This is a genomic window from Solitalea canadensis DSM 3403 (assembly GCF_000242635.2).
GTDB classification, from domain to species: Bacteria; Bacteroidota; Bacteroidia; order Sphingobacteriales; family Sphingobacteriaceae; genus Solitalea; species Solitalea canadensis.
Map to the genome: position 1 here is coordinate 475,545 of NC_017770.1, position 25,007 is coordinate 500,551.

At 36.5% G+C, this 25,007-nt stretch carries 19 protein-coding genes; 11 read left to right on the top strand and 8 right to left on the bottom strand.

Features of this window, described 5'->3' with window-relative positions; genetic code table 11:
• Positions 1-22: 22 nt before the first annotated feature.
• The 3 genes from gldG to gldA form a co-directional block, all read right to left on the bottom strand.
• Positions 23-1,714 (bottom strand): gliding motility-associated ABC transporter substrate-binding protein GldG, encoded by a 1,692-nt coding sequence (gldG, locus tag SOLCA_RS01845; RefSeq protein WP_014678748.1) that lies wholly within the window; start codon positions 1,712-1,714, stop codon positions 23-25.
• Positions 1,715-1,759: 45 nt separating this feature from the next.
• Positions 1,760-2,488 (bottom strand): gliding motility-associated ABC transporter permease subunit GldF, encoded by a 729-nt coding sequence (gene gldF, locus SOLCA_RS01850; protein ID WP_014678749.1) that lies wholly within the window; start codon positions 2,486-2,488, stop codon positions 1,760-1,762.
• Positions 2,489-2,556: 68 nt separating this feature from the next.
• Positions 2,557-3,456: a gliding motility-associated ABC transporter ATP-binding subunit GldA gene (gene gldA / locus SOLCA_RS01855; RefSeq protein ID WP_014678750.1), complete on the bottom strand. Its 900-nt coding sequence runs from the start codon at positions 3,454-3,456 to the stop codon at positions 2,557-2,559.
• Positions 3,457-3,683: 227 nt separating this feature from the next.
• On the opposite strand from gldA, the gene SOLCA_RS01860 reads away from it, so the two are divergent.
• Together SOLCA_RS01860 and SOLCA_RS01865 are read left to right on the top strand one after the other, a co-directional pair.
• The gene (locus SOLCA_RS01860) at positions 3,684-5,162 is read left to right on the top strand and encodes a glycine--tRNA ligase (RefSeq protein WP_014678751.1); all 1,479 of its coding nucleotides are present in this window, start codon (positions 3,684-3,686) and stop codon (positions 5,160-5,162) included.
• 173 nt (positions 5,163-5,335) lie between these two features.
• A complete protein-coding gene (locus tag SOLCA_RS01865) occupies positions 5,336-7,738 on the top strand; it encodes a S9 family peptidase (protein ID WP_014678753.1) in 2,403 nt (800 codons plus the stop codon).
• A 63-nt stretch (positions 7,739-7,801) separates the two neighbouring features.
• On the opposite strand, the gene SOLCA_RS22065 is transcribed toward SOLCA_RS01865, so the two are convergent.
• From SOLCA_RS22065 to SOLCA_RS01880, 3 genes are all read right to left on the bottom strand, one after another.
• Positions 7,802-9,787: a M56 family metallopeptidase gene (locus tag SOLCA_RS22065; RefSeq protein WP_014678754.1), complete on the bottom strand. Its 1,986-nt coding sequence runs from the start codon at positions 9,785-9,787 to the stop codon at positions 7,802-7,804.
• A 1-nt stretch (position 9,788) separates the two neighbouring features.
• Positions 9,789-10,166 (bottom strand): BlaI/MecI/CopY family transcriptional regulator, encoded by a 378-nt coding sequence (locus SOLCA_RS01875; RefSeq protein WP_014678755.1) that lies wholly within the window; start codon positions 10,164-10,166, stop codon positions 9,789-9,791.
• 416 nt (positions 10,167-10,582) lie between these two features.
• Complete coding sequence (locus SOLCA_RS01880; protein ID WP_157604495.1) at positions 10,583-11,482, bottom strand: DUF4349 domain-containing protein; 900 nt, start codon at positions 11,480-11,482, stop codon at positions 10,583-10,585.
• A gap of 107 nt (positions 11,483-11,589) precedes the next feature.
• Here SOLCA_RS01880 and SOLCA_RS01885 point away from each other — a divergent pair, with 107 nt between their 5' ends.
• From SOLCA_RS01885 to radC, 4 genes are all read left to right on the top strand, one after another.
• Positions 11,590-13,359: an aromatic amino acid hydroxylase gene (locus SOLCA_RS01885; protein ID WP_014678757.1), complete on the top strand. Its 1,770-nt coding sequence runs from the start codon at positions 11,590-11,592 to the stop codon at positions 13,357-13,359.
• 201 nt (positions 13,360-13,560) lie between these two features.
• Positions 13,561-14,265 carry an SDR family NAD(P)-dependent oxidoreductase gene (locus tag SOLCA_RS01890; RefSeq protein WP_014678758.1) on the top strand — a complete coding sequence of 235 codons (705 nt, stop codon included), beginning with the start codon at positions 13,561-13,563 and terminating at the stop codon, positions 14,263-14,265.
• A 173-nt stretch (positions 14,266-14,438) separates the two neighbouring features.
• Entirely contained in the window at positions 14,439-14,726 is a 288-nt protein-coding gene (locus SOLCA_RS01895) for a hypothetical protein (RefSeq protein ID WP_014678759.1), read from the top strand.
• A 157-nt stretch (positions 14,727-14,883) separates the two neighbouring features.
• The gene (gene radC, locus SOLCA_RS01900) at positions 14,884-15,588 is read left to right on the top strand and encodes a RadC family protein (RefSeq protein WP_014678760.1); all 705 of its coding nucleotides are present in this window, start codon (positions 14,884-14,886) and stop codon (positions 15,586-15,588) included.
• A gap of 57 nt (positions 15,589-15,645) precedes the next feature.
• Here radC and SOLCA_RS01905 read toward each other — a convergent pair whose 3' ends face one another.
• Both SOLCA_RS01905 and SOLCA_RS01910 read right to left on the bottom strand, forming a co-directional pair.
• Entirely contained in the window at positions 15,646-16,878 is a 1,233-nt protein-coding gene (locus SOLCA_RS01905; protein WP_014678761.1) for a PepSY-associated TM helix domain-containing protein, read from the bottom strand.
• Between the two features lie 70 nt (positions 16,879-16,948).
• Positions 16,949-19,372 carry a TonB-dependent receptor gene (locus tag SOLCA_RS01910; protein ID WP_014678762.1) on the bottom strand — a complete coding sequence of 808 codons (2,424 nt, stop codon included), beginning with the start codon at positions 19,370-19,372 and terminating at the stop codon, positions 16,949-16,951.
• Positions 19,373-19,598: 226 nt separating this feature from the next.
• Here SOLCA_RS01910 and pheT point away from each other — a divergent pair, with 226 nt between their 5' ends.
• From pheT to SOLCA_RS01935, 5 genes are all read left to right on the top strand, one after another.
• Positions 19,599-22,010, top strand: a complete 2,412-nt coding sequence (pheT, locus tag SOLCA_RS01915) for a phenylalanine--tRNA ligase subunit beta (protein ID WP_014678763.1) — start codon at positions 19,599-19,601, stop codon at positions 22,008-22,010.
• Positions 22,011-22,100: 90 nt separating this feature from the next.
• Positions 22,101-22,391 (top strand): hypothetical protein, encoded by a 291-nt coding sequence (locus SOLCA_RS01920; protein WP_014678764.1) that lies wholly within the window; start codon positions 22,101-22,103, stop codon positions 22,389-22,391.
• Positions 22,392-22,412: 21 nt separating this feature from the next.
• Positions 22,413-22,706, top strand: coding sequence for a cell division protein ZapA (locus SOLCA_RS01925; RefSeq protein WP_014678765.1), 294 nt, complete (start codon positions 22,413-22,415; stop codon positions 22,704-22,706).
• 130 nt (positions 22,707-22,836) lie between these two features.
• Positions 22,837-24,390 carry a ribonuclease Y gene (gene rny / locus SOLCA_RS01930; RefSeq protein WP_014678766.1) on the top strand — a complete coding sequence of 518 codons (1,554 nt, stop codon included), beginning with the start codon at positions 22,837-22,839 and terminating at the stop codon, positions 24,388-24,390.
• A 119-nt stretch (positions 24,391-24,509) separates the two neighbouring features.
• Positions 24,510-25,004: an Mpo1 family 2-hydroxy fatty acid dioxygenase gene (locus tag SOLCA_RS01935; protein ID WP_014678767.1), complete on the top strand. Its 495-nt coding sequence runs from the start codon at positions 24,510-24,512 to the stop codon at positions 25,002-25,004.
• The last annotated feature ends 3 nt before the right edge of the window (positions 25,005-25,007 follow it).

Genomic DNA, 25,007 nt, shown 5'->3' on the forward strand with positions numbered 1-25,007 from the left:
TCTTTTTAATGTTCTTCAAAATTTAAGCTGCGTATTTTCTCTTGCGGTAAATACTGCGTCCGACTGCGAATAATACAATAATGGCTACCGGAAGTATTGTATTTATAAGTTGCCATTTCAGACGTTCATTCCTGATCACTTCTTTGTCTAAAAGTCTTATTTTGATTTCTTTGGTTCTAAGTGTTAATAAACCTGAGTCATCTGTAAGGTAATCAATGCTGTTTTCGACAAATACTTTATTGCCATAAGTTTGGTTAGTGTATTTATCAAAACCTAACGGGAATATTTGTTTGTCTAAGGCAGAAACATCATTTGTAATAACATCACCATCGGCAACAATAATAAGCTTACTTTTCTTATGTTGAGTTTTAAACGGAATACTTAAATCGGCCCCTTCTATTGTTCTGTTTGCAAATACGGATGAAAAACTGCCTTCCAACAGCACAGCTGCAGTTTGTGGCCCGGCAGTGAATTTTGCCGGATCGGGTTCTTCCTGAACACTCGCTAACGATAATACTACAGGTGCATTCGATTTGCGCGAGTAAGGGGAAGTAGTTAATAAAATTGTTTTATTGATATTCTTATTGCCGATTGTATCGATTGAATTAACAAACTGACAACGAACGGCCTCCAGGTTTCTGACAATTGGATGGTTGGAGTTAGAAATAAGCATCGGATAAAATATCCAGGGTAATAACTCTTGTTGCGCCTGATTTCCTTCACCCAATATTACCGGAATCCTTGCACAATAAACATCTTCCACTAAGTTATAATTTACCCTTGCACCATAGCGGAAAAGCATATCATCAAGATTTAAGCTTAATGGATAAGCCAGTGACATTCCTCTACTTCTGATACTATCTGTTTCGGCTTGTAACTGATCCAGTAATAAAAAAAGATTTCCACCATTTACAAGGAACTGATCCAGTTTATACTTTTCTTCTTCAGAGAAAGCTTTTGTTGGTTTAGCGATTACCAACGTTTTAAACTTTTGTAAATCAATTAATTTGACGGCATTTAGGTCAACTCTCCTCAATTCATAAGATTCGGCTAATGTTCTTCCTATATCTGCCAAATGTTGGTCGTCTGGTTCATTATGACCGATCGTGAAACCTATTAATGCTTTATTCTTATTGGAAAGTTTTTTTACGGTTGATGCCAGTTGGTATTCAATGTTTTCAATGGAAGCATTAATGGCCTCTTCTTGCGTACCGCCTCCAACTCTGCTGCTATTTTGTAAAAGTGAAATGGGTAACTGCTTGCCTTCATAATAAACTAAGGCTCCTGGAATAATAATCTTTTGGGTGTTTCCTTTATCGGTTTTCATCATCAGGTTGGTAGGTTGCAAACCTTGCTTTGCCAATGTATCGATCATGGCGTTTTGACGTTCAACAGATGATGAACCCAAAGGGTCAATAAAATTATAATAGATCTTACCTTTAGAATATGCTTTGAACTCATCCAGCATTTCGAGTGTCGATTTTTTTAATCGCTTAAAGTTTGCCGGTAATTCCCCCTCCAGGTATACATTTACAACGACATCATTCTCCAATCCGGTTAGAATGTTTTTGGTCGATTCAGATAAAGTATAGCGTTTTTCTTTAGTGAAATCGATGCGGCTGAAGTAAAAGCTACCTGCAATATTTACTAAAAAAACGGCGGCAATTATCGCCAGAAATTGTATGATAGATTTTTTCTTTACTGTATTGTTCATGATTTGTTCATGGTTAATGGTTCATAGATCGGTTTACAAAATCTACTACCATTTTCTGGTTGATAATACGGTTTTTGTTGCAGCTAAGAATAATGCAGAAAAACTTAGAAAATAGATCAGGTCACGTGTGTCGAGTACTCCGCGACTGATTGATTGATAATGCGCATTTATGCCCATATTTAATATACTCGAATCCAGGTATCCTAATGAAGCAATTGAACTTATTGATTCAAACCCGCTAAAAGCGATGAAACAAATAAATACAGCAACAATAAACGCTACAATTTGGTTATTAGTGATTGATGAACTGAAAATACCGATGGAAGCAAAAGCACATCCTAATAAAAGCAACCCAATATAAGAACCTATAACAGCTCCAGAATCTAAGTTACCCGGAGTGGCGCCTAACTCATAAACTGAGAAATAATAAACCAGCGTAGGAAGTAATGAAAATACAACTAAAAACAAGCCAGCTCCAAACTTGCCAAGAATAATTTGCCAATCAGTTACAGGTTGGGTAGTCAATAATTCAAAGGTTCCTTCTTTTTTTTCTTCGGCAAACGAACGCATCGTAATGGCCGGAATCAGGAACATGAAAACATACGGCGCGATGTAGAAAAGACTGTCTAATCCGGCATAGCCGTAATCTAAAATGCTTGACTCTGGAAATACCCACAGAAATAAACCTGTTATAACAAGGAAGAAAATAATGGTTACATAGGCAACCATTGAATTAAAGAATCCCGATATTTCTTTTTTTAATATTGTTAACATGAAATTTTACCGCTAAGTCGCAAAATCGCTAAGCTTTACATTGTGTCTCAGCGTCTTTGCGGTTATATCTATTTTGTTAAGGTTCTGAAAATATCTTCCAATGAATTTTCTTCTTGCTTTGAACTTAATAAGGCAAGGTCATTTAGCTTGGCGAATTCAAAAACACGACCTCTGATATCCTGTCCGGAAGTAATCTTCCATGAATTAGTACCAATAAATTCAATGGCTGATACGCCTTCTATTTCCTGTAATTTTTCTGCGGAAACCTCTTTGTCGAATTCAACATAATAGGTTTTACTGCCGGCCAGTAATTGTTTAAGATTTGAAGTCTGATCATTCGCTACAATTAATCCATTGTTGATAATGACTACCTGATCGCATATAGCTTCAACCTCTTGCATAATATGCGTTGAAAAGATTACAGTTTTTTCCTGTCCGATTGTTTTAATCAGACTGCGGATCTCTATCAATTGATTAGGATCCAATCCTGTGGTAGGTTCATCTAAAATCAACACCTTGGGATCATGAATGATAGCTTGCGCTAATCCTACACGTTGGCGATAACCTTTTGACAGTTGACCTATTTTTTTATGTTGTTCAATACCTAATCCGGTGAGTTCAATCACTTCCGATATGCGCTTACCTGCATTCGTAATTTTATGCATTTGGGCAGTAAAAGCAAGCGATTCCTTTACGTACATCTCAAGGTATAAGGGATTATGCTCGGGCAGATAGCCAATATTTCTACGAACGTCCAAAGATTGACTTACGATGTCGAAGCCACAAACGGTAGCTTTGCCCGAAGTAGGGGGGATGTAACCTGTAAGCATTTTCATTGTAGTGGATTTTCCGGCACCGTTTGGTCCTAAAAAGCCCATTATACGACCTGGTTGAGCCTCAAATGAAATACTGTTTACAGCTATTTGGTTTTTGTATTGTTTGGTTAATTGCTCTACTATTACCGACATGTTATTATACGATAGTGTTATTACAATGAATATTATGACAATAATTGTTCACCATAATTAACGTGCGAAAGTAAGAAATTGAACGTAAAGAAGAGTTTATAGATTGGTGTAATTTACAATGAATAATTATGATGAAGGAAATAAAAAACAGTACATAATATATTCTTTAACAAATTAATAAAGTTTCTCTTATCTTTTTGCCGATTAAAAAATATCTTTGCCTCACTATGAGTAAAAACAACGACGAACTTTTTAAAAACGTAATATCTCACTCAAAAGAGTACGGCTTTGTGTTTCCATCAAGTGAAATTTATGATGGTTTAAGCGCAGTGTATGATTATGGTCAGCTTGGTGCTGAGCTAAAAAATAATATTAAGACCTATTGGTGGAAAGCCATGGTTCAAATGCATGAGAATATTGTCGGGATTGATTCGGCAATTTTTATGCATCCGAAAATCTGGAAGGCTTCGGGCCACGTTGATGGCTTTAGCGATCCGATGATTGATAATAAAGATTCAAAAAAACGCTATCGTGCTGATCAGCTGTTAGAAGATAAAATTGCCAAATACGAAAAAGACGGTAAAATCCAGAAAGCTGAAGACCTTCAGTTGAAAATGGACGAATACCTTAAAGTTGAGAATTTAGCAGGCTTAAAGGAATTGATCATTGAACATGAAATTGCTTGTCCTGTTTCAGGAACTCGCAACTGGACCGATGTTCGTCAGTTTAATCTTATGTTCTCAACTCAAATGGGAGCCATGGCAGATGAAGCTGATGTTGTTTATTTACGCCCTGAAACTGCTCAAGGTATTTTTGTAAACTTCCTGAATGTTCAAAAATCAGGTCGTATGAAAATTCCTTTCGGTATTGCTCAAATAGGTAAAGCATTCCGTAATGAGGTAATTGCACGTCAGTTCATTATGCGTATGCGTGAATTCGAACAAATGGAAATGCAATTCTTTGTTCGTCCCGGTACGGAAATGGAATGGTACAATTACTGGAAAGAAGCCCGTCTAAAATGGCACAAAGCCTTGGGAACTGATCCTGAAAAATACCGTTACCACGATCATACCAAGTTGGCTCACTATGCAAATGCAGCGGTTGATATTGAATTTGAATTTCCGTTTGGTTTCAAAGAAGTAGAGGGTATTCACTCACGTACAGATTTCGACTTAAGTCAGCATCAGGAATACTCGAGAAAGAAAATGCAGTATTTTGATAATGATCTTAACGAAGAAGGCAAACCTTATGGTAATTATATTCCATATGTTATCGAAACTTCAATTGGATTGGATCGCATGTTCTTGTTAACGATGATTAATGCTTATGAAGAACAAGATTTAAGTGAAGGCGATAAGCAAGATTCTCGTTCAGTATTGAAATTCCATCCTGCATTGGCACCAATTAAGGCAGCTGTCCTTCCGTTGACTAAGAAAGATGGATTGCCAGAGAAAGCGAGAGAGATTATGGATAGATTGAAATTAGATTTCAATATGCAGTATGACGAGAAAGATTCAATCGGTAAACGTTATCGTCGTCAGGATGCAATTGGAACTCCTTTCTGTATTACCGTAGATCACCAATCATTAGAAGATAATACGGTAACCATCCGTCACCGTGATTCTATGGAGCAAGAGCGTGTTGCTATTGATCAGTTAGAGAAGATCATCGGTGATTTAGTAAGTTGGAAAAACTTGTTAGGATAATTATTATTCACGAATAAAAGCAAAAGACCTTCAGTAATGAAGGTCTTTTTTTGTTGTTAAAAAACCTAAAGTAGTATGTAAATCAGCTATTATGGGTAGTAACGTAAAAATTACTTCATTAATAGCAGTTGTATCGATAGTTTTAAGACCTCAACAATCGATACAAAAGTTATATGAAGAAAATTACTAGTTCACTTTTACTGCTTCTGATCACTGGTTTTGCGTGGGGACAAAGTTCCTACAAGCTTCCACCCAAAGAAGTTGTTGATGTGATTGATGCTCCAACTTTGCCAGGAGTAAGTATTAGTCCGCAACAAAATGACATGCTGCTTATTTCAAGCAAGCCTTATCCGTCAATTGCAACCGTATCACAGCCTATTTTAAGAATAGGAGGTGTTCGTATCAATCCTCAGTTAAATTCACGTCAGCGCTTAACGGAAATTTATGGGTTAAGTATTCAAAATTTAAGTGATGGAAAAATCGTTAAAGTCCAACTTCCTGAAGGCTCAAGTATTCTTAGTCCTACCTGGTCATCAGATGGTAAAAAGATTGCGTTTTTAAGAGATGGAGCATCTGGCGTTGAGCTTTGGATTGCAGACGCTGCTTCAGGAAAAGCAAATGCGATTCCTAATATTAAGGTAAATGATGTGTTGGGACAACCATTTCAATGGATGAATGATAACCAATCGTTATTAGTAAAATCAATCCCTGCTACTCATGTAAAGGCCCCGGTAATCTCTAATACGCCTCAAGGTCCGGCAATTGAAGAAACAGCTGGTAAAACAGCTCCGGTTCGTACTTATCAGGATCTGTTGAAGAATCAGAATGACGAGAAATTGTTTGAATATTATGCTACATCTCAACTTGTTTTGGTTAATTCAACAACGAAAACCATTAAAAAAGTGGGAACAGCTGCATTGTTTACAGATGTAGAACCATCGCCAAATGAAAAATTTGTTTTGGTTGAAAAACTAACCAAGCCATTCTCTTACCGTGTTGCGTTTGATGATTTTGCTCGATCAGTGGAAGTATTAGATATGAATGGAACAACCGTGAAAACAATCGTTAAATATGGTGTTACAGACGATATTCCTACTTATGGGGTAGTAAAAGGTCCGAGAAGTTTTTCATGGCAGAAGTATTATGATGCAAAGCTAATCTGGTCAGAAGCACTGGATGAAGGTGATCCTTTGAAAAAAGTTCCTTTCCGAGATAAATTAATGACATTATCGGCTCCTTTCACTGCAGGAGCAACTGAGTTGTTGAAGGTGCAACACCGCTATGCTGGTGTTCAATTCACTGCAAATAAGGATGAAGTATTGTTAACAGAATTTAACCGTGATCTTCGTTGGAGAACCACTTATTTCTATAATCTTATTAATACTGAGTCGTCTAAGCAAAAGGTATTTGACCTGAGTGTAAATGATGCATACAAAGATCCTGGAACTATTTTGTACGAAACAAAAGTTAATGGTGACCGGGTAATGATTCAAGAAGGTGACTGGGTTTATTTAAGCGCTAAAGGAGCATCAAAAGAAGGCGATTTCCCTGAGCTTAATAAATTCAATCTTAAAACCGGAGAAAAACAAAATATCTTCAAATCAAAATCTGCGACTTATGAAGAGTTTCTCTCTTTTGCAGGTAAAGGGCAAACGCAAATTATTACCAGGTACCAAAGTAAAACAGAAGTTCCCAATCTTTATTTGACTGATCTTAAATCTGGAACAAGAAAAGCACTAACCTCATTTAAAGACCCGGCACCTCAATTAACAGGATTAAGTAAAGAATTAATTAAATACACTCGTCCAGATGGTGTGCCTCTTTCAGGAACGTTGTATTTGCCTGCCACCTATAAAAAAGGAGATCGTTTACCATTATTCATTTGGGCTTATCCGTTAGAATATTCAGATGCGAGTACGGCCGGACAAGTTCGTGGTTCTGCAAATACATTTACTTTTTTCCGCGGAATGACTCCACTATTTTTAGTTACTCAGGGATATGCGGTATTAATGGATGCTACTATGCCTGTGGTAGGTAATCCTGAAACAATGAATGATACTTTTCTTGAGCAGATTGTAGCATCGGGAAGAGCCGCTATCGATAAATTGGATTCATTGGGTGTTGTTGATCGCAAGAAAGTAGTGGTAGGTGGACACAGTTATGGAGCGTTTATGACTGCAAATTTACTGGCACATTCAGATGATTATGTAGCAGGTATTGCACGTAGTGGAGCTTATAATAGAACATTAACTCCATTTGGCTTCCAGGGCGAGCGTCGTTCTTATTGGGAGGCGAAAGATCTTTATAATAAAATGTCTCCGTTTATGTTTGCCGATAAAATAAACGAACCATTATTGTTAATTCACGGAGAAGCAGATAATAACCCGGGAACTTTTCCAATCCAGTCTGAACGTTTATTTCAGGCGATTAAAGGAAACGGTGGTACCGCGAGGTTGGTAATGCTGCCAAATGAAAGTCACGGATATTCAGCGCGAGAATCGGTATTGCATACACTGGCAGAAATGATTGACTGGTGTAATAAATACACCAAATCAACAACTACAAGCAGTAAGTAAAGGATTTGATCATAAATAAAAAATCCACCTCAAGGGTGGATTTTTTAGTATAGTTTTAAGTGATTATTTAGAAATGCTGATCGAATAGTCGTCACTTTTAATTCTATTTGAGTTTTTGATCAGTTTATCATATTTCTCAAATAATTCTGCTGATTGTTTTTTACCGTTCACGGTTAACTCCTTGTTTTTACCTGAGATACTGAACTGATAACTTTCTCCACTTTTAATCAATCCATCATTAATTAACTGTTGCTCTAAATTAGCGTTACTATGATCGTTAAACATGAATCCCTCGAAATCAGGAGCATTGAAGTTAAAATTCCCAAGTGAATTAGTTGCTAACATTTGCAGATGTGGCTCAGCTTCTTTTGCCCAGGCATTCATTTTAACTTCAAAATCTTTCATTTGAGGTTCCCATTCTTGTTGCATTTTTAGTTCCCACTCTTTGCCATATTTTTTCTCCCATTCTTTACTTTTAGCTTCCATTTCTTTTTGGAATTTTTCCATCTTCTTTTCGAATTTCTTGCGTTCAGCCGGAGTCATATCTGCATTGAAATCACTCATATCGAAATTTAATCCATTAAGATCAAAATTCATTGGAGGAAAAGGAGGGAAAGCAGGAACCGATGGAACAGGAGGCAATTGCAATCCGTTAAAATGTTTGCAATCTGGTGCAGGAGGTACCGGAGGAGCAGGCATATCTACTGGAGGAACTGGAGGAACCGGTGCAACTAAACGCTGATTAATCAATGCTTGCAGGTTTTCTTCATTCCAGCTTTCTTTAGGTACCGATTTTCCATTAATGCGGATGTCTTTCACCTCTCCCTTATCGTCTTTAATAATTACCAGTGCATCCCGATCATCAATAGTAAGGTTCTTATTTATGCGAATGCTGTCTTTTAAAGCAACAGGTGTGATAATGCTGGTTAATGATGATTTTGCCACAGGTGCTTCATCATTGAAAACGGCTTTATCAAACAACTTTTGTTTTTTAGTCGAGGATGAAAAAACATCCGAACTGTTCATAGTAAAAGTAATTAGTGCAGTGATAAGAATGATCACAGTACCTGAAACTCCGTTAAGAGTGGTTGAATTTTTTTCTGAGTGGCCAATTAATCGTTTAATACGGTTTAATAAAGAGCCTTTGCCTGTAAATGCCATGGCTAACGTAGTTTTAGGTTGACTGATGGATAATTCTTCAATAGTGGTTAGCGCTCGTGCAAGGGTTATTGCATCACAACCGGAAGCAACAGCCAGATCATCGCAACATAATTCACGTTCCTTACGGATGGTATTACTAATCCACCAAATGCCAGGATGGAAAAAGTAAATAATCTCTAAAACCGATTGGAAAATATTAATGAGGTAGTCATTACGTTTTATATGGGCCAATTCATGCGCCAGAATAGCTTCAATTTGGTTTAACGGGAGGTATGAAAATGCCCCAATTGGAACCAGTATATAGGGTTTTAAATAACCAACAACGGTTGGAACTTTAACCAATGCAGATTCAAACAACTGTACTTTTCTTCTAAGTTGAAAGCGCTCTTCCAATTTTTGAAGTTTCGCATTAAGGTTGGCTGCAACAGGTTTTAATTGTCGGTTTCTTAACCTGAAAATATAGGTTATTCCTCCTGTAAGTCTGATTGATAATAGTCCAACACCCACCACCCACGCAGTAAGGAATAAATTCAGGTTTTGTTCAATAAATGAGCTTATATTATTCATCCAACTATGGAAAAATCCTTGCTGGTAGTTACTGTCGAAGAATAACTGTGTATAAGTTATTTGGGATACAGAAGCATTATTGGTTGCAGTTGCATAAGGCGACTGCAATACGCTAAAAAAAGTGATTGCAGATATTATGAGAATTACTCCCAATGAACAAATAGCAATCAGGTAACGCAACCTGGCACTTTTATTATGCAGTACGATCATAATCGCAGCAAGTAATAACGATACTAAAGCAATTTGCCAGATGGAATGCACAAGCGCCCAACCCAATGCTTGAGCTATATTGCCGGAAAAAATTGAATCAAAGGCATTCATTTTATTTTCCTCCTTCTAATTGATCTAAGAGTTCACGAATTTGATTTAATTCTTCTTTAGACGTCTGCGAATTTCCCAACGCCTGCATAACAAGTTTGGATGCAGATCCTCTGAAGGCATTATCTAAAAACTTGTCAAGTAGTTGCTGTTGAGTTGCTTTTTCATCAATTGCGGCACCATAAATATGCGTGCGACTACTGTCATCCCGGTCTAACATCTCTTTGCCATGCATAATTTGCATTAGCTTTAAAGTAGTTGTATAGCCGGTCTCTTTTTTCTCGTTCAATTGCTCATTCACAAATCGTACAGTATTGGGTCCGTGTTCCCACAATACTTGCAGGATTTCTAATTCAGCATCGGTAGGTTTTGGAATTTTCATACGTTAATAACGTTCAATTGGTTTACGAATTATTTCGTAGATCAAATATATACGAAGAGTTTCGTAATTAAAATAGTTACTACGAAATTTTTCGTAACAAGTTTATTGCGTTGTGTTTCAGAGGTTAGTAATTGGGCGGAAAAATAAAGCCCCGAAAATATTCAGGGCCTCATACATATGTAGATGTGTAGAAAAGTATTTTTTAATAATTATTTCGATTCAACATTGCTGATTTCAAATTAACAGGATTCGCATTTTTTGAACAATACTCACTTGTAGGTATTTTTTAATGCTCAACGAGTAGTTTCGGTAATCTCTTATACCTTCTCCACAACCCTAAATAATTGAAATGAATAACGCGAAAACCGAGAACTTAATCAAAGAATGGATGTTTTTCACAGATAAATGGTTTAAAATTATCTCACTTCCTTTTTAAACTTAAAGCCATATTTCCTGTAAAGGAAATAAGCAGCTGAGGCTAAAAGTATTACACTCCAAAGTTTTATTAGTGCCAAAACAATAGACGACAGGATTTCAAATCCTGTTAAAAAGGATTCGTAGGCGCTACTTAAAAAGCCTTGTTGATATTCTTTTAGATTTACGTTGTTTACAATTAATTCGCTTTTTGTGGTTTCGCGCTGGTAAACAGAAAGGCTAACAGTACTAAAATTTATCTGATCGTTTAAGTTAAGAGAAGAAAGCTTTGTGGCATCTGATTGCTCATTCTTATCTAGTAATGATTCCTCAGCATTCGTTACATCATTTAGTTTACGGCCTTTCTGGTCAATTGCATCTGTAAGGCGTTGCTCATTTTTTGCAATTCGCTTTTGAGCCATATTGTTAGATAATAGCTGTAATCCAACATCATCTGCCTTAATAACACGGTAATCTAAGAAATCAACCAGTTTGGCAATCTGTTTAAGTGTGGTATCTAATTTATAATTTGGAACTCTGAGAATAATTGAGTTGCTAACCGTATAGTATTTTGTTTCTACTGATGAATCCGCACTTACTTTGGTGGTTACAACATTGTCAACGGAACTCGTTAAGTTAGAAAGTGTAACAAATCCACCTTCCTTGCGGGCAATATCCTCGATTTTGAAGGTTGCATCAGCGACACTTTTTACTTTAAACTTTAACTCCGATGTTCGGATGAACTTCCTACCGTTATCATTTCCGGTTTCCGCTGCCGATGAAGATATCATTGCTGTATCGGCAGAAGCCATTGACTCCATTTCCGCTTTGTGGTTCTGACCACAACTTGTAATTGCCAGGGTTAGTACTGATATAAGTACCAGTTGTTGAATGTTCTTCATAATTTTGTTTAGGAGTGAATTAGTTCGTAAATATTTTTCAATTAATTCACCCGACATGAAGAAAGTAACCCTTGTATTTATAAATTTACAAGACCAATCAATTTGAAATGAATTTCTTTAACAATAAACAGGTGGCAGCGTTGCCTAACCATTTAAAGCAGTATGTTGTTGAACAACATTATGAGCATTATACGCCTGTTGATCACGCTATTTGGCGGTATGTAATGCGTCAGAATTACAGTTACCTTAAGGATGTTGCTTATTACCCTTACATTCCGGGATTAAAAAAAGCTGGTTTAACAATTGAAAAGATTCCAAGCCTGCAAGAGATGAATGATGCGCTTGGTCAAATAGGGTGGGGTGCGGTAACTGTTGACGGTTTTATTCCTCCTGCTGCTTTCATGGAGTTTCAGGCTTATAAGGTTTTAGTAATTGCTGCGGATATACGCCAAATCGATCATATTGAATATACTCCGGCTCCTGATATTATTCATGAATCTGCCGGCCATGCTCCAATTATTGGAGAACCTCGTTATGCCGATTATTTAAGCTATTTCGGCTACATAGGTTCTAAAGCAATGTATTCTCATAAAGATTTTGAATTGTATGAAGCGATCAGACATTTATCGATCTTAAAGGAAATGCCTGATGCTGATCCTGCTGAAATTGCAAAAGCCGAAAAGGATCTTGAATTTAAGCAGCAAAACTTAGGTGCACCTTCTGAAATGGCTTTGTTAAGCCGTTTACACTGGTGGACAGTTGAGTACGGATTAATCGGTACTATAGATGAGCCTAAGATTTATGGAGCTGGCCTATTATCTTCAATTGGTGAAAGTGCATCTTGCATGAAACCGGATGTTCAAAAGCTATGGTATGCCAAGGATACAATCAATTACTCTTATGATATTACCAAGCCACAACCTCAATTATTCGTTACAGCTGATTTCGAAAATCTGATAGCTGTATTAGAGGATTTTGCCAATACAATGTCGTTTAGAGTTGGGGGTACTTATGGATTGATGAAAGCCATTGAGTGTAGAAATACTTGTACTGCAGTTTATAGTTCCGGATTGCAAGTAACAGGCACGTTTACAGATGTAATATTGAATGAAAAAGACGAAGCAATCTATCTGAAAACAACAGGTCCTTCCGCTTTAAGTTATAATGACACTCAACTGGAAGGTCACCATAAGGAATATCATGCTGATGGATTCAGTTCTCCGATAGGTAAGCTAAAGGATACCGAAATGTCATTGGAAGATTTTCATATTAATGACCTTAAAAACATTGGAGTAGAAATAGGTGAGCCTGCATACCTCGAATTTGAGAGTGGTATTGTTGTAGAAGGTGTATTAAAATCTGTTATCCAGGAAGATCAAAAATTAGTATTACTAAGTTTTACTAATTGTAAAGTATACGACGCTAAATCTGGGAAAGTTTATTTTGAGCCATTATGGGGAATTTACGATATGGCTGTAGGTTCAAAAATTGTATCTGTGTTTTGTGGAGCCGCTGATAAAGATGCATTTGAGCCGGTAGCAATGGTGTCGGATAATAAAACATATCAGGTGAACTATGATAATAAAACGATTCGTTTGCATGAATTATATCGTATTGTTAGAAAGGTTCGTGAAAAACAGGCGGATGTTGCTTTGTTGCCTTCAGTTTGGGATTCATTAAAAACTGAACATACGAATGACTGGCTTTGTGCAATGGAAATTCTTGAAATCTTTGATCACACCGGACTACATCCTGAGATAGCTGAAGATATTCGTTTATTCCTTAAAAATAAAGCTTCCAGCGATCCAAAACTAACCAAGTTAATTAATGACGGTTTTAGCCTTATCGCTAATCCGGTTATTGATTTAGTACATTAGTAATAAAAGTTCATAGATCATAGTTTATAGATCATAGTTCATGGTTCATAGATCATGGATAGATAATAGTTCAGGGGCAAGGTTTGAATAACCATATACAATAACTCCTGAACTATTATTTTTGGGGTTAGGTTATAGACCATGAACCATGATCTATGAACCATGATCTAAAACCCCATAACTATACACAATTAACTAAATATGAATATTGTTATTACCGGAGCCAGCAGCGGTGTAGGTTTCGAAGCAGTCATTGAATTTGCCTTACAAACTAATCTTAAGGTAGTAGCCTTAGCCAGATCGGGTGATAAACTTGAAAAGCTTAAAGAAATTTCGCTTCAATTAAATCCAAATTGTGAGATAGAAGTATTGCCATTTGATATCTATTCCGGAGATTATGAAACGGAATTAATTCCATTGTTGAAAGAAAAATTAGGTACAGTTGATGTATTAATTAATAATGCAGGTGTGCTTATTAATAAGCCTTTCGAAGAACTAACAGAGGCAGATTTTGAGCTGATGATGCGTAGTAATCTGTTTGGGCATGTTAAAATGATTCAGCATCTGAAGCCTCTATTGTCTACCAATGCACATATTGTAAATATAGGTAGCATGGGTGGTTTTGCAGGAAGCGTTAAGTTTCCTGGATTGGTGGCTTATTCGGCAAGCAAAGCAGCGCTTCATAATCTTACGGAGTGTTTGGCAGAAGAGTTTAAAGAACAAAACATCAAAGTAAATTGCCTGGCATTGGGCTCGGCACAAACTGAAATGCTTGAACAAGCATTTCCTGGCTATGAATCTCCTGTTGCAGCTTTTGAAATGGGTAAATACATTGCCGACTTTGCCCTTACAGGTCATAAGTTTTTCAATGGTAAAGTAATTCCCGTAGCAACAAGTACTCCTTAAAATTATACAACTCATAACTAAGGGCTGACGGTTGAATAAATTATTATTCTGCTGTCAGCCTCATTTGTTTATAGGCATTATTGGTCTGATTTCTGCTTGGGAAAATTTATAGCGAACTTTTATTTGTTGATAAAGTTTGGTAAATTTTGTGTTCAATTTAATGCTCTCTGAATATGCCTCAACCTAAAAATGACTTTGCCTTTTTACGCAAATGGGAAAAAGAACGTAAAGAAAATAAATGGCGTTTTGCTATCAGAATCGGAATTTTACGCTACACCTTGCCGGTCATCGCCATCGTTACCATTTATGATCTTATCAACGGAATTAAAGACTTCGATCTATATCTTAAAATAAGAGTATGGTACGGTATCCCCATTTACCTGCTATGTGGTTTACTTGGTGGATTACTTATGTGGTACAATAATGAGAAACGGTATAAATCACTAAAGGGTTTGGATTAATACTCCTAATAATTGAACGATCAATTTAATTGTGAATACTTTGTTGCTCCTTTATGGAGCAATTTTTTTATAAAGGGTCCACACTGTTTAACTCCCAACAAATTTCTTCGTTAAATACAATAATCGTTAGGCTTAATTGATAATAATTACTTGTTAAATGGAAAATACTTATGAAAACAAACTGCCTATAACAGCATGGGCAGAAGACGATCGTCCGCGTGAAAAAATGATGTTGAAAGGTCGTCAAAGTTTAAGTGACGCAGAACTAATCGCAATCTTAATAGGTTCTGGAACCGCAAAACTAAGCGCAGTTGATTTGAGTAAACACATATTAAATTCACTTCAGAATAATATTAGCAAACTTGCTAAGCTAAGTACTAAAGAGTTAATGAAGTATAAGGGGATAGGCGAGGCTAAGGCAGTGACGATATTGGCTGCTTTGGAATTGGGCAGAAGAAGAAAAGAAGAAGAGCAAGTGAATAAGATTCAACGTATTTCTTGTAGCAAAGATGCTTATACTATCATTAACCCTTATTTGGCAGATATTCAACATGAGGAGTTTTGGGTAATTCTTTTAGGAAGATCCAACAAAGTGTTAGCGGTTAGCAATGTTAGTAAAGGGGGAATGACTAGTACAATTGCTGATCCCAAAATAATCTTTAAGCAAGCAATTGAACATTCAGCAACCAACATGATTTTAATTCACAATCATCCCTCTGGCAATTTAACCCCAAGTCAGCAGGACATCACTTTAACGAATAAGTTTATTAAGGCTGGAGAATTATTGGAGATTCAAGTTCTTGATCACCTCATAATTGGTGATCAACAATACTATAGCTTTGCCGATGAAGGTAAATTGTAAGATAGAGCGCCAATCTTGTTCATATTTAATTAGAATGAGATTGGCGCTTTAGTTATGTTAAACAGTTTCGATAACGGATGATTTATCCTTTTTGATCTTCTTTTTTTCACCCTTTATTCTGTTCAGCCACATGATCACTCCAGTTACAGGAAATGCAAGCGATAACAGACAAACAATAAAACTGATCACTTTTGTAGGTAAGCCATAAATGCTTCCAGTATGCAGAGGTTTAACAATCGATCTAATTTTTTGACCTTTGTTTTTAGCTGAATAAATAAATGAACCAACTATTTTACCACTATACTGATCAATGTAATAAGTGTCGCTTGCAGTTTCAATTACGTTTTCAGGTAAAACGTTTACCGTATAAACAGCTGCAGAATCTTTGGGCATTCTCACAGCATAATAAGATGCATTTTTAATAGGTGCAACAGATTCATAAATGGCCGAAACAGGTAAAGGTTTAATATTGGCTTGATAAATAGATGAAGGCGGCTCTGGATTTTCCATTTTTGAACCTGTAAGTGTAAATATACCCTTGTTCATCCAGTTAAAAGCCATAACCAAACCGGTTAATGAAATTACGATCAGAAAAATGGCGAGGTAAAATCCTGTAACAATATGCAGGTCATGATTTAAGCGTTTCCATCCACCGCTCCACTTAATTTTTAAGCGTTGATTTAGGATATTCTTCGTTTTTGGCCACCATAAAATTAACCCGGTGATTAAGATGAATAGAAAGAAGAAGGTAGAAATTCCAATTATTGTTTGACCGAAACTATCTTTTCCGGCTAACAACCATCTGTGTATCGATTCAACTGTAAAGAAAAATGATTCACGTCGGTTTACAACATCGATAACTTCACCTGTATATGGATTTACATAAACTGTCAATGTAGGTTTACGTCCTTCAGGTTTTCCTCCTTTTTTCTCGCCAGTTTTTCCTTCTGGTTTAATCTCTTTGGATGGTTGGGTATTGGCTTTTTTATCAGTTTCCTTTTTATTCTTCTTATCAGGAACCGTAATGCTAATTTCTACTGTTCTTGCTTCATCAGAATAAGCTTTAACACTTGCTAATTTAGCCTTTGGAGTGCTTCCCAATGCTTTATCAACCAACAGGTCAATTGGCAGGCGAACATCTCCAATTGCGGCAAAATATCGATCCTTATGAATAGTTTGCTCTATTTCTTCTTCAAAAACTAAGATAGTTCCTGTTAAGCAAGAGATAAAAATGATTAAGCCTGCGATTAAACTTAGATAAAGGTGAATAGTGCGAAAAAATACTTTCATGTGTTATACAAACAAACCGGATCATCCTTTCGGAGATCCGGTTTTATATTAGTAAAGGGTTATTTAGTTCTTAAAATTTATAAGCTACAGTAGCCATAAATTGACGAGGCGCAATAGGATTCACGCTGTAATTCTCATGAACATAGTAGTTCAATTCATCAGTAATGTTTGAAACCTTACCTAAAACAGAGAATTTTTTAAATGTATAACCTAATGAAAGATCAAATGTCGTAAAGCCACTTACTGGGATTAAACGATTTTTTTGAGTTTGTCCCTTTGTATTATTCCAGCCTGCATTACGTTCTCCCGTATAAAAACCCGATACTCCTACTTTTAAACCTTTTAAAGTAGAATTTGAGAACGTATAAAATACGGTTCCGTTCGCAGTATGAGAAGGAACGCTTACTAAACGTTCGCCTTCAACATAACTACCCTTAGTATCAGGAGTTTTAGTGTAACGCATATAAGTATAACTGTAGCCCGCTAAGAAATTTAAGCCTTTTGTAATAGTACCGTTAATGTCTAATTCAATACCATCACTTGTAGTTTGTCCGGAGAACTCTTTAAGGTTAGTATCAAAGTTTTCTTTTCCTTCTTTATCATATCTTGCAGTTTGAACGAGATTATTGTTGATAATCTTGTAAGCAGTCAGATTAACTGAAAGACGGCCCTGTAAGAAATCATTTTTTATCCCAACTTCATACTGGTCAATTGTTGAAGGATCTAAACTTCCTTGGTAAATATCCGTTCCTGAAGTATTTGGTACAAAGTTATTTGAATAGCTAGCAAATACAGATGTGTTCTTAGATGGTTGATAAACTACACCAAGACGAGGAGAAAACGCTTTATCAGATTTGTACTTAATTGTGGTGTTTTTTGCATCTGTTCCATTTGTTAAATTATAGATAGTTGGCACAGGAGAGTCGATGTATGACCATCTTAAGCCTGCTAAAACTTTAATTTTTTCAGAAATGCTTATTAAATCCTGAACAAAGATTCCAAAGCGATTAGTAGGTATGGCATTTCTTATAGAATCACTGGTTGATGGCATATCTGTACGCCAGCTGTACTTTGAAGGATCAAGGATGTTGATCTGGTCATATGCTGTAGGAAACTTTTTGAACCCGTATGTATTGTTCATGTATTTTTCTGCATCAGCTCCAAGCAATAACTTGTGCTCTACTTTTCCGGTTTTAACAGAACCATTTAAGTTAAGTTGCGTTGTATAATAATTCTCATTAGTTTTAGTCCTTGTCAAATTTCTGGCCCAGTCTCCATTGCTTTTTGCTTGAATACGTTCAGTTGAGAAATAATTACGATCAAAATTCTGATAAGCAACCTGAGCGTTTAGTTTCCATTTTTCATTAAACTGATGATTTAATGTTGCATTAGCAGTAGCTTGTTTTGCTTTGTTGTACGCCCATGGAGTATTAAAGAAACTCGATCGATCAATTGAAGTTGCTAAAGCTGTATCAGCTAATGAACCCAAACCAAAATCAGGAGTTAAATCAGCATCTAAATAATCCCCCTGAACTAATAAGTCAGTTTTATCACTGATTTTGTACAGAATAGAAGGGTTAACATAGATACGTTTAGACTCAACAGAATGTCTGAAACTTTTTGAGTTCTCATAAGTGCCAATAACACGGAAAGCTACTTTTTTGCTGATTGGTCCGTAAACATCAAGTGTAGGTTTGTAAAAATCATAACTGCCTGTGCGCATTGAAACCTCACCACCAAAGTTAAATTTAGGCTGTTTGGTTACCATATTAATAACTGCCCCAGCAGTTACATTACCGTATAATAAAGCCGAACTTCCTTTTAAAACCTCAATACTCTCAAGCGCACTTGCCTCAGGAATAACGCCAGAGTTAGAGCGAGCGCCGTTTTTCATGATATTGTTGGCTCCAAGATTATAACCGCGTGCAAAAAAGGTTTCGGATGTAGTACCGCGTGTAGTACCTAATGATACACCATTAACGTTTTTGATGGCATCACTTAACTTATTTACCTGTTGTTCAGCAATTACAGTGCTATTGATAACGGCTACACTTTGTGGTAGGTCCATTGGAGTAATATCAATTTTGCCTACACTAACGGGTTTTTTGTTAACGCTTTTAGTACCTGTTACAACTACTTCAGCAAGTTTACCTGATGTTTCAATTAAAGTAAAGTCGACAACTGATGATTGACCAGCAGTTACTAATACAGTTTTTGATTGTGGTTCTAAGCCTACATAACTGATAAGAAGGGTGTACGAGCCTTCTTTTACACCTTTGATTGTAAATAAACCAGCATCATTTGTAATGGAGCCTCTGTTAACTTCCTTTAAGCTTACACTTACCGCAGCTGCAGGACTACCATCACTTGTTTTTACAGTTCCGGTTATTGAACCATTTTTTGATTGACCATTTGCTGAAAAAACGGTTATACATAGTATCAAAAAACTAAGGATTGCAAATGATTTAGAAGAGTTGTAGAGCTTAAGAGTCATATAGTTGTAGTTAGTTGTTGTTATTTGTATTAAGTCTAAATATGGCCGCAAAAGTATACAATCAAAAAATCTTCCACAAGTATTATTTATAATTAATTTAAATAAGATGTAGTGTTGCAAAAGTATTCAGATAGAAATACAGAAATAATGGTTGTAAATTGAGTAGGAAGAACACCTACTTTATTTTTTTTCCTACTTTTGCGATTCGCCAAAAAGCGTTGAACAAATGAAGATTTCTTACAATTGGTTAAAACAATATATTCAAACTGAGTTAGCTCCTGAGGAGATATCAAAAATTCTTACGAATACAGGATTAGAAGTTGAAAGTCTGGAAAGAATTCAAACTATTCCGGGTGGTTTAGAGGGTTTGGTAATCGGTTATGTCACGTTTAGAGATAAACACCCTAATGCTGATAAGTTAAGTGTAACTAAAGTAAATGTTGGAGGTGAACGTGAATTAGATATTGTTTGCGGGGCTCCAAATGTTGCAGCAGGACAAAAAGTGGTTGTCGCAACTGTTGGGTGTATTGTACATCCGGTTTCAGGCGAACCTTTTGAAATTAAAAAAGCAAAGATCAGAGGTGAGGTTTCTGAAGGGATGATCTGTGCAGAAGATGAAATTGGTTTAGGAGAATCTCATGCAGGTATTATGGTGCTTCCGGAAGATGCTCCGATCGGTATGCCGGCTAAAGAATATTTCAAAATCGAAGATGATTATTGTTTCGAAATTGGCCTTACGCCAAATCGAGTTGATGCTTCTTCACATATTGGCGTTGCAAGAGATGTTGCCGCTGTATTGAAAGGTGCGGTTGTAATACCTTCTATTGATAATTTTAAGGTTGAAAATAATGACCTTAAAATTTCAGTTGAAGTAAAAGACAGTGAGGCTTGTCCGCGTTACTCAGGTGTTACAATTTCAGGAGTAACCGTTAAAGATTCTCCTGAATGGCTACAAAACAAATTACGTGCAATTGGAATTCGTCCGATTAACAATGTGGTTGACGTTACCAATTACGTTTTACACGAAACAGGGCAACCTTTACATGCATTTGATGCTGCCGAAATAAAAGGTAATAAAGTTATTGTTCGCAAAGCCGTTGAAAGGTCAACGTTTGTAACACTTGATGGGGCAGAACGTAAACTGTCGGCTAATGATCTGATGATTTGCAATGAGCAGGAAGAAATGTGTATTGCAGGAGTTTTCGGAGGATTAAATGCAGGTGTTAAAGAAACTACTAAAGCCATTTTCCTGGAGTCGGCTTATTTCAGTTCAGTTTCTGTTCGCAAAACAGCAAAACTTCATAATTTAAAAACAGATTCATCGTTCCGTTTTGAACGTGGAACTGATCCGGAAGCAACAGTGTATGCTTTAAAACGTGCAACTTTATTGATTAAAGAGGTTGCTGGCGGATCTGTTTCGTCTGATGTAATTGATATTTATCCTACCGTTATTAAGAAGGCAGAAGTGGATGTTACGTATAAAAACGTATATCGCTTAATCGGAAAGCAGATTCCGGCAGAAGAGATTAAATCGATTTTAAAAGGCTTGGGTATTGAAATTCTTTCAGAAAATGCTGAAGGTTTTAAAGTAAGTGTTCCTACCAATAAAGTGGACGTTACCCGTGAAGTTGATATCATTGAAGAGATTTTGCGTATTTACGGGTATAATAATGTTGAAATCCCTACTATTTTAAATTCTTCATTGTCTTTTGCAATTAAGCCTGATCGTGAGAAACTGCAAAATGTTGTTTCTGATTTCTTTACAGCCAATGGCTTTAATGAGATTATGTCGAACTCATTAACCAAGTCGGCTTACAGTCAACTTACTGCTACGATCAATCCGGAAGAAAATGTAGTTATTCTAAATCCATTAAGTACTGATCTTGACGTAATGCGCCAAACATTATTGTTCTCAGGTTTAGAGGCCATTGCTTATAACCAAAACCGTAAGAATGCAGATGTGAAGTTCTATGAGTTTGGTAAAATCTATAAAACGATAGAAAATGGTTATTACGAGGAACCTCGTTTGGCCTTATTTGTAACAGGCAGAAAGGAAATAGAGCAGTGGAATGCATCCGCAAACCAAGTTGACTACTTTTTGTTAAAAGGTTATGTAGATGCCATAATTAAGAAACTAAAGGTTTCTGTTGCATCGTCAGAAGTTATCAATAACGATATTTTTGCTGAAGGATTGGCTTATAAAAAAGGCAAAAATGTAATTGTCCAGTTTGGACAGGTGAGTAAAGCTGTTTTAAAGAAATTAGATATAGATAAGCCTGTATTCTATGCTGACTTTAACTGGGAATATCTATTGAAGGTTCAGTTAAATAACGTTGCGGAATACAAAGAAGTGGCAAAATTTCCTGCTGTTCGTCGAGACTTGTCTATGTTGTTAGATAGTTCGGTGAATTTCGCTTCATTAAAAGAAATTGCTTTTCAAGTTGAAAAGAACTTACTGAAAGAAGTAAATATTTTTGATAAATATGAGGGAGATAAGCTTCCTCAAGGTAAAAAGTCATATGCATTGAGCTTTGTCATTCAGGATGAGGAGAAAACCCTTACCGATAAGCAAATAGATGGCATTATGCAAAAACTGATTGCTGGGTTTGAAAAAGTAGGAGCGGAGATCAGAAAATAAGATATCATTATTAAAAATCAGGAATTAAGATTTTTTTATATATTACAGAATTCTTATTCTTGATTTTTTCTTAAGGAATCTGAAAAATCTATGAGTGAACTGGTAAAAACGCTTGAGCATCTTCAGCAAAAAATGCAAAAACTAATGGTTTTGCATAATAAACTGCAAAAAGAGCATATGGAACTTTTAGCGGAACTGAATGAAGCAAAAGAGGTATCAGAGACCCGTAGAACAACGATTTTGGAGTTGGAAGATCAGTTAAAAGCAGCAAGATTAGCTTCTTCTTTATCAGGAGGTAGTGAAAAGGCTCTTGACATCCAACAAAAAATTAACGAATTTGCGAAAGAAATAGACAGGTGCATTGAGCTCCTGACTAAATAAACTCGTGATTTAGTGCTCAAAATGGGAGAAATTTCCATTAAAATAAATATTGCTGATAGGGTGTACCCGTTGCGTATAAATGCATCGGAGGAAGAGGTTGTGAGAAAAGCTGCCAAAGAAATTAATGACCGCATAAAGATGCTGATGCAAAATTATGAGGTCAAAGACAAACAAGATCTGTTGTCGATGTGCGTTTTGCATTACGCTACAGCAGCTTTGAAGTTTGATGGGAAACGATTGATTGAAGATGAAGGCATTTCCGAAAAAATTGCTGAATTGGATCAACAGCTGACACAATACCTGTCGGGGCAATAGTATTTTAGTACAAGTATAAATTTAACCGCAGTTAAATTTTATATAAATCACCATTATTTGGTTAGGTTGTATCAGCCTGTGGGTGTTTATATAAGTTTTAGTTGCGGTTTTTTATTTTTTTACTTATCGAATGGAAATTATTTTATATGTAGTAGTGGCGCTTGCAGCAGGTATCGGAATTGACCGTTTCTTGCTACGACGTCTTTTCAAAAACCAGGAAATTATAGCCAAAACAAAGGCTAAACAGTTTCTGAAAGACGCCGAGGCGCAAGCCGAGATCCTAAAAAAGGATAAGCTACTGGAAGCTAAGGAGAAATTCCTTCAGCTTAAAGCAGAACATGAGAAGGAGATTAACCAAAAGAATCAGGTTGCTGCTCAACGAGATAACTCGTTAAAACAAAAAGAACAATCACTTAACCAAAAGATTGAAAACGTAAACCGTAAAGACCAGGAGCTTGAGGCTGTTAAAACCAACCTTAACAAGCAATTGGATGTGGTTGAGAATAAGAAGAAAGAAGTTGAGGATCTTAAAAAAGAGCATGTCTCTCAACTGGAAAAAGTAGCTGGTTTAACGGCTATTGAGGCCAAAGAGCAATTGGTTGAGCAATTAAAAGAGGAAGCTAAATCGCAAGCAATGGCATCAATTAAAGATGTGATTGAAGATGCCAAGCTTACAGCCACCAAAGAAGCTAAGAAAATTGTAGTACAAACAATACAGCGTACGGCAACGGAAGCTGCAATTGAAAACACAGTTTCTATCTTTAACATCGAAAGTGATGAGATTAAAGGCCGCATCATTGGCCGTGAAGGTAGAAATATCCGTGCTTTAGAAGCTGCTACAGGTGTTGAAATCATTGTAGACGATACTCCTGAAGCAATTATCCTCTCTTGTTTTGACCCAGTTCGTCGCGAAATTGCCCGTCTTTCATTACACCGTTTAGTAACCGACGGTCGTATTCACCCTGCACGTATTGAAGAAGTTGTTTCTAAAACCAAGAAACAATTGGAAGATGAAATCGTGGAAATTGGTGAGCGTACCGTTATTGATTTAGGTATTCATGGTTTGCACCCTGAATTGATCCGTATGGTGGGACGTATGCGTTACCGTTCTTCTTATGGACAAAACTTGTTACAACACTCACGTGAAGTTGCAAATCTTTGTGCTACTATGGCTGCTGAATTAGGTTTAAATGTGAAGCTAGCTAAACGTGCCGGATTGTTACACGATATTGGTAAAGTTCCTGATGATAATCCGGAAACTCCACACGCATTATTGGGTATGCAATTGGCTGAAAAGTATAAAGAGCATCCTGATGTTTGTAATGCAATTGGAGCTCACCACGATGAAATCGAAATGACCAGCATTATTTCTCCGATTATTCAGGTATGTGATGCTATTTCAGGTGCTCGTCCTGGTGCCCGCCGTGAGGTGGTAGAAAGCTACATTAAACGTCTTCAGGATCTGGAGAACTTAGCGCTTTCTTACCCTGGTGTTGAGAAAACGTTCGCAATCCAGGCTGGTAGAGAGTTACGTGTAGTGGTTGATTGTGAGAAAATTTCAGATCAACAAGCAGAAAAATTGGCTTTTGATCTATCAACCAAGATTCAAACAGAAATGACTTATCCTGGTCAGATTAAAGTGACCGTTATACGTGAAAGCCGTTCTGTAGCTTACGCGAAGTAATAAGTTTAGGATATTCGAAATATAGAAGCCCGACATTTTGTTGGGCTTTTCTTATAATTGACAATTTATATTAAATTAGAATTTTAAAAACTATTAATTAACCAATCAATACATAAGAAATGGGTTCAGTAACCAAGTCAACAGAAAACGCTCCAAAACTTGTAGATCAGTATTTTGACAAATATGCTGAAAGTCACCAGAATAAGACCAATAAACTAATTCACTGGATTTGTGTTCCTGCGATTGTATTTAGCCTCATTGGATTATTATGGAGTATCCCTGTGCCATGGAGTTTCATGTTCCTTAACTGGGCCAGCTTTGTGATCGCATTTGCTTTGTATTATTATTGGCAGCTTTCTCCTCGATTGGCTATGGTAATGGTTATAATAATGGCCCTATTCTCTTCACTGTATGTACTTATTGAGCAGCGTGTTGGGTTATCTGGGTTAGCAATAGTATGTGCTATTATCTTTGTTGTTTCATGGGTTTTTCAATTTATTGGTCATAAAATTGAAGGAAAAAAACCGTCATTTTTAAATGATATCAAGTTCTTATTGATTGGTCCTATTTGGTTATTACATTTCATCTTCAAAAAACTGGGGATATCCTATTAGTAA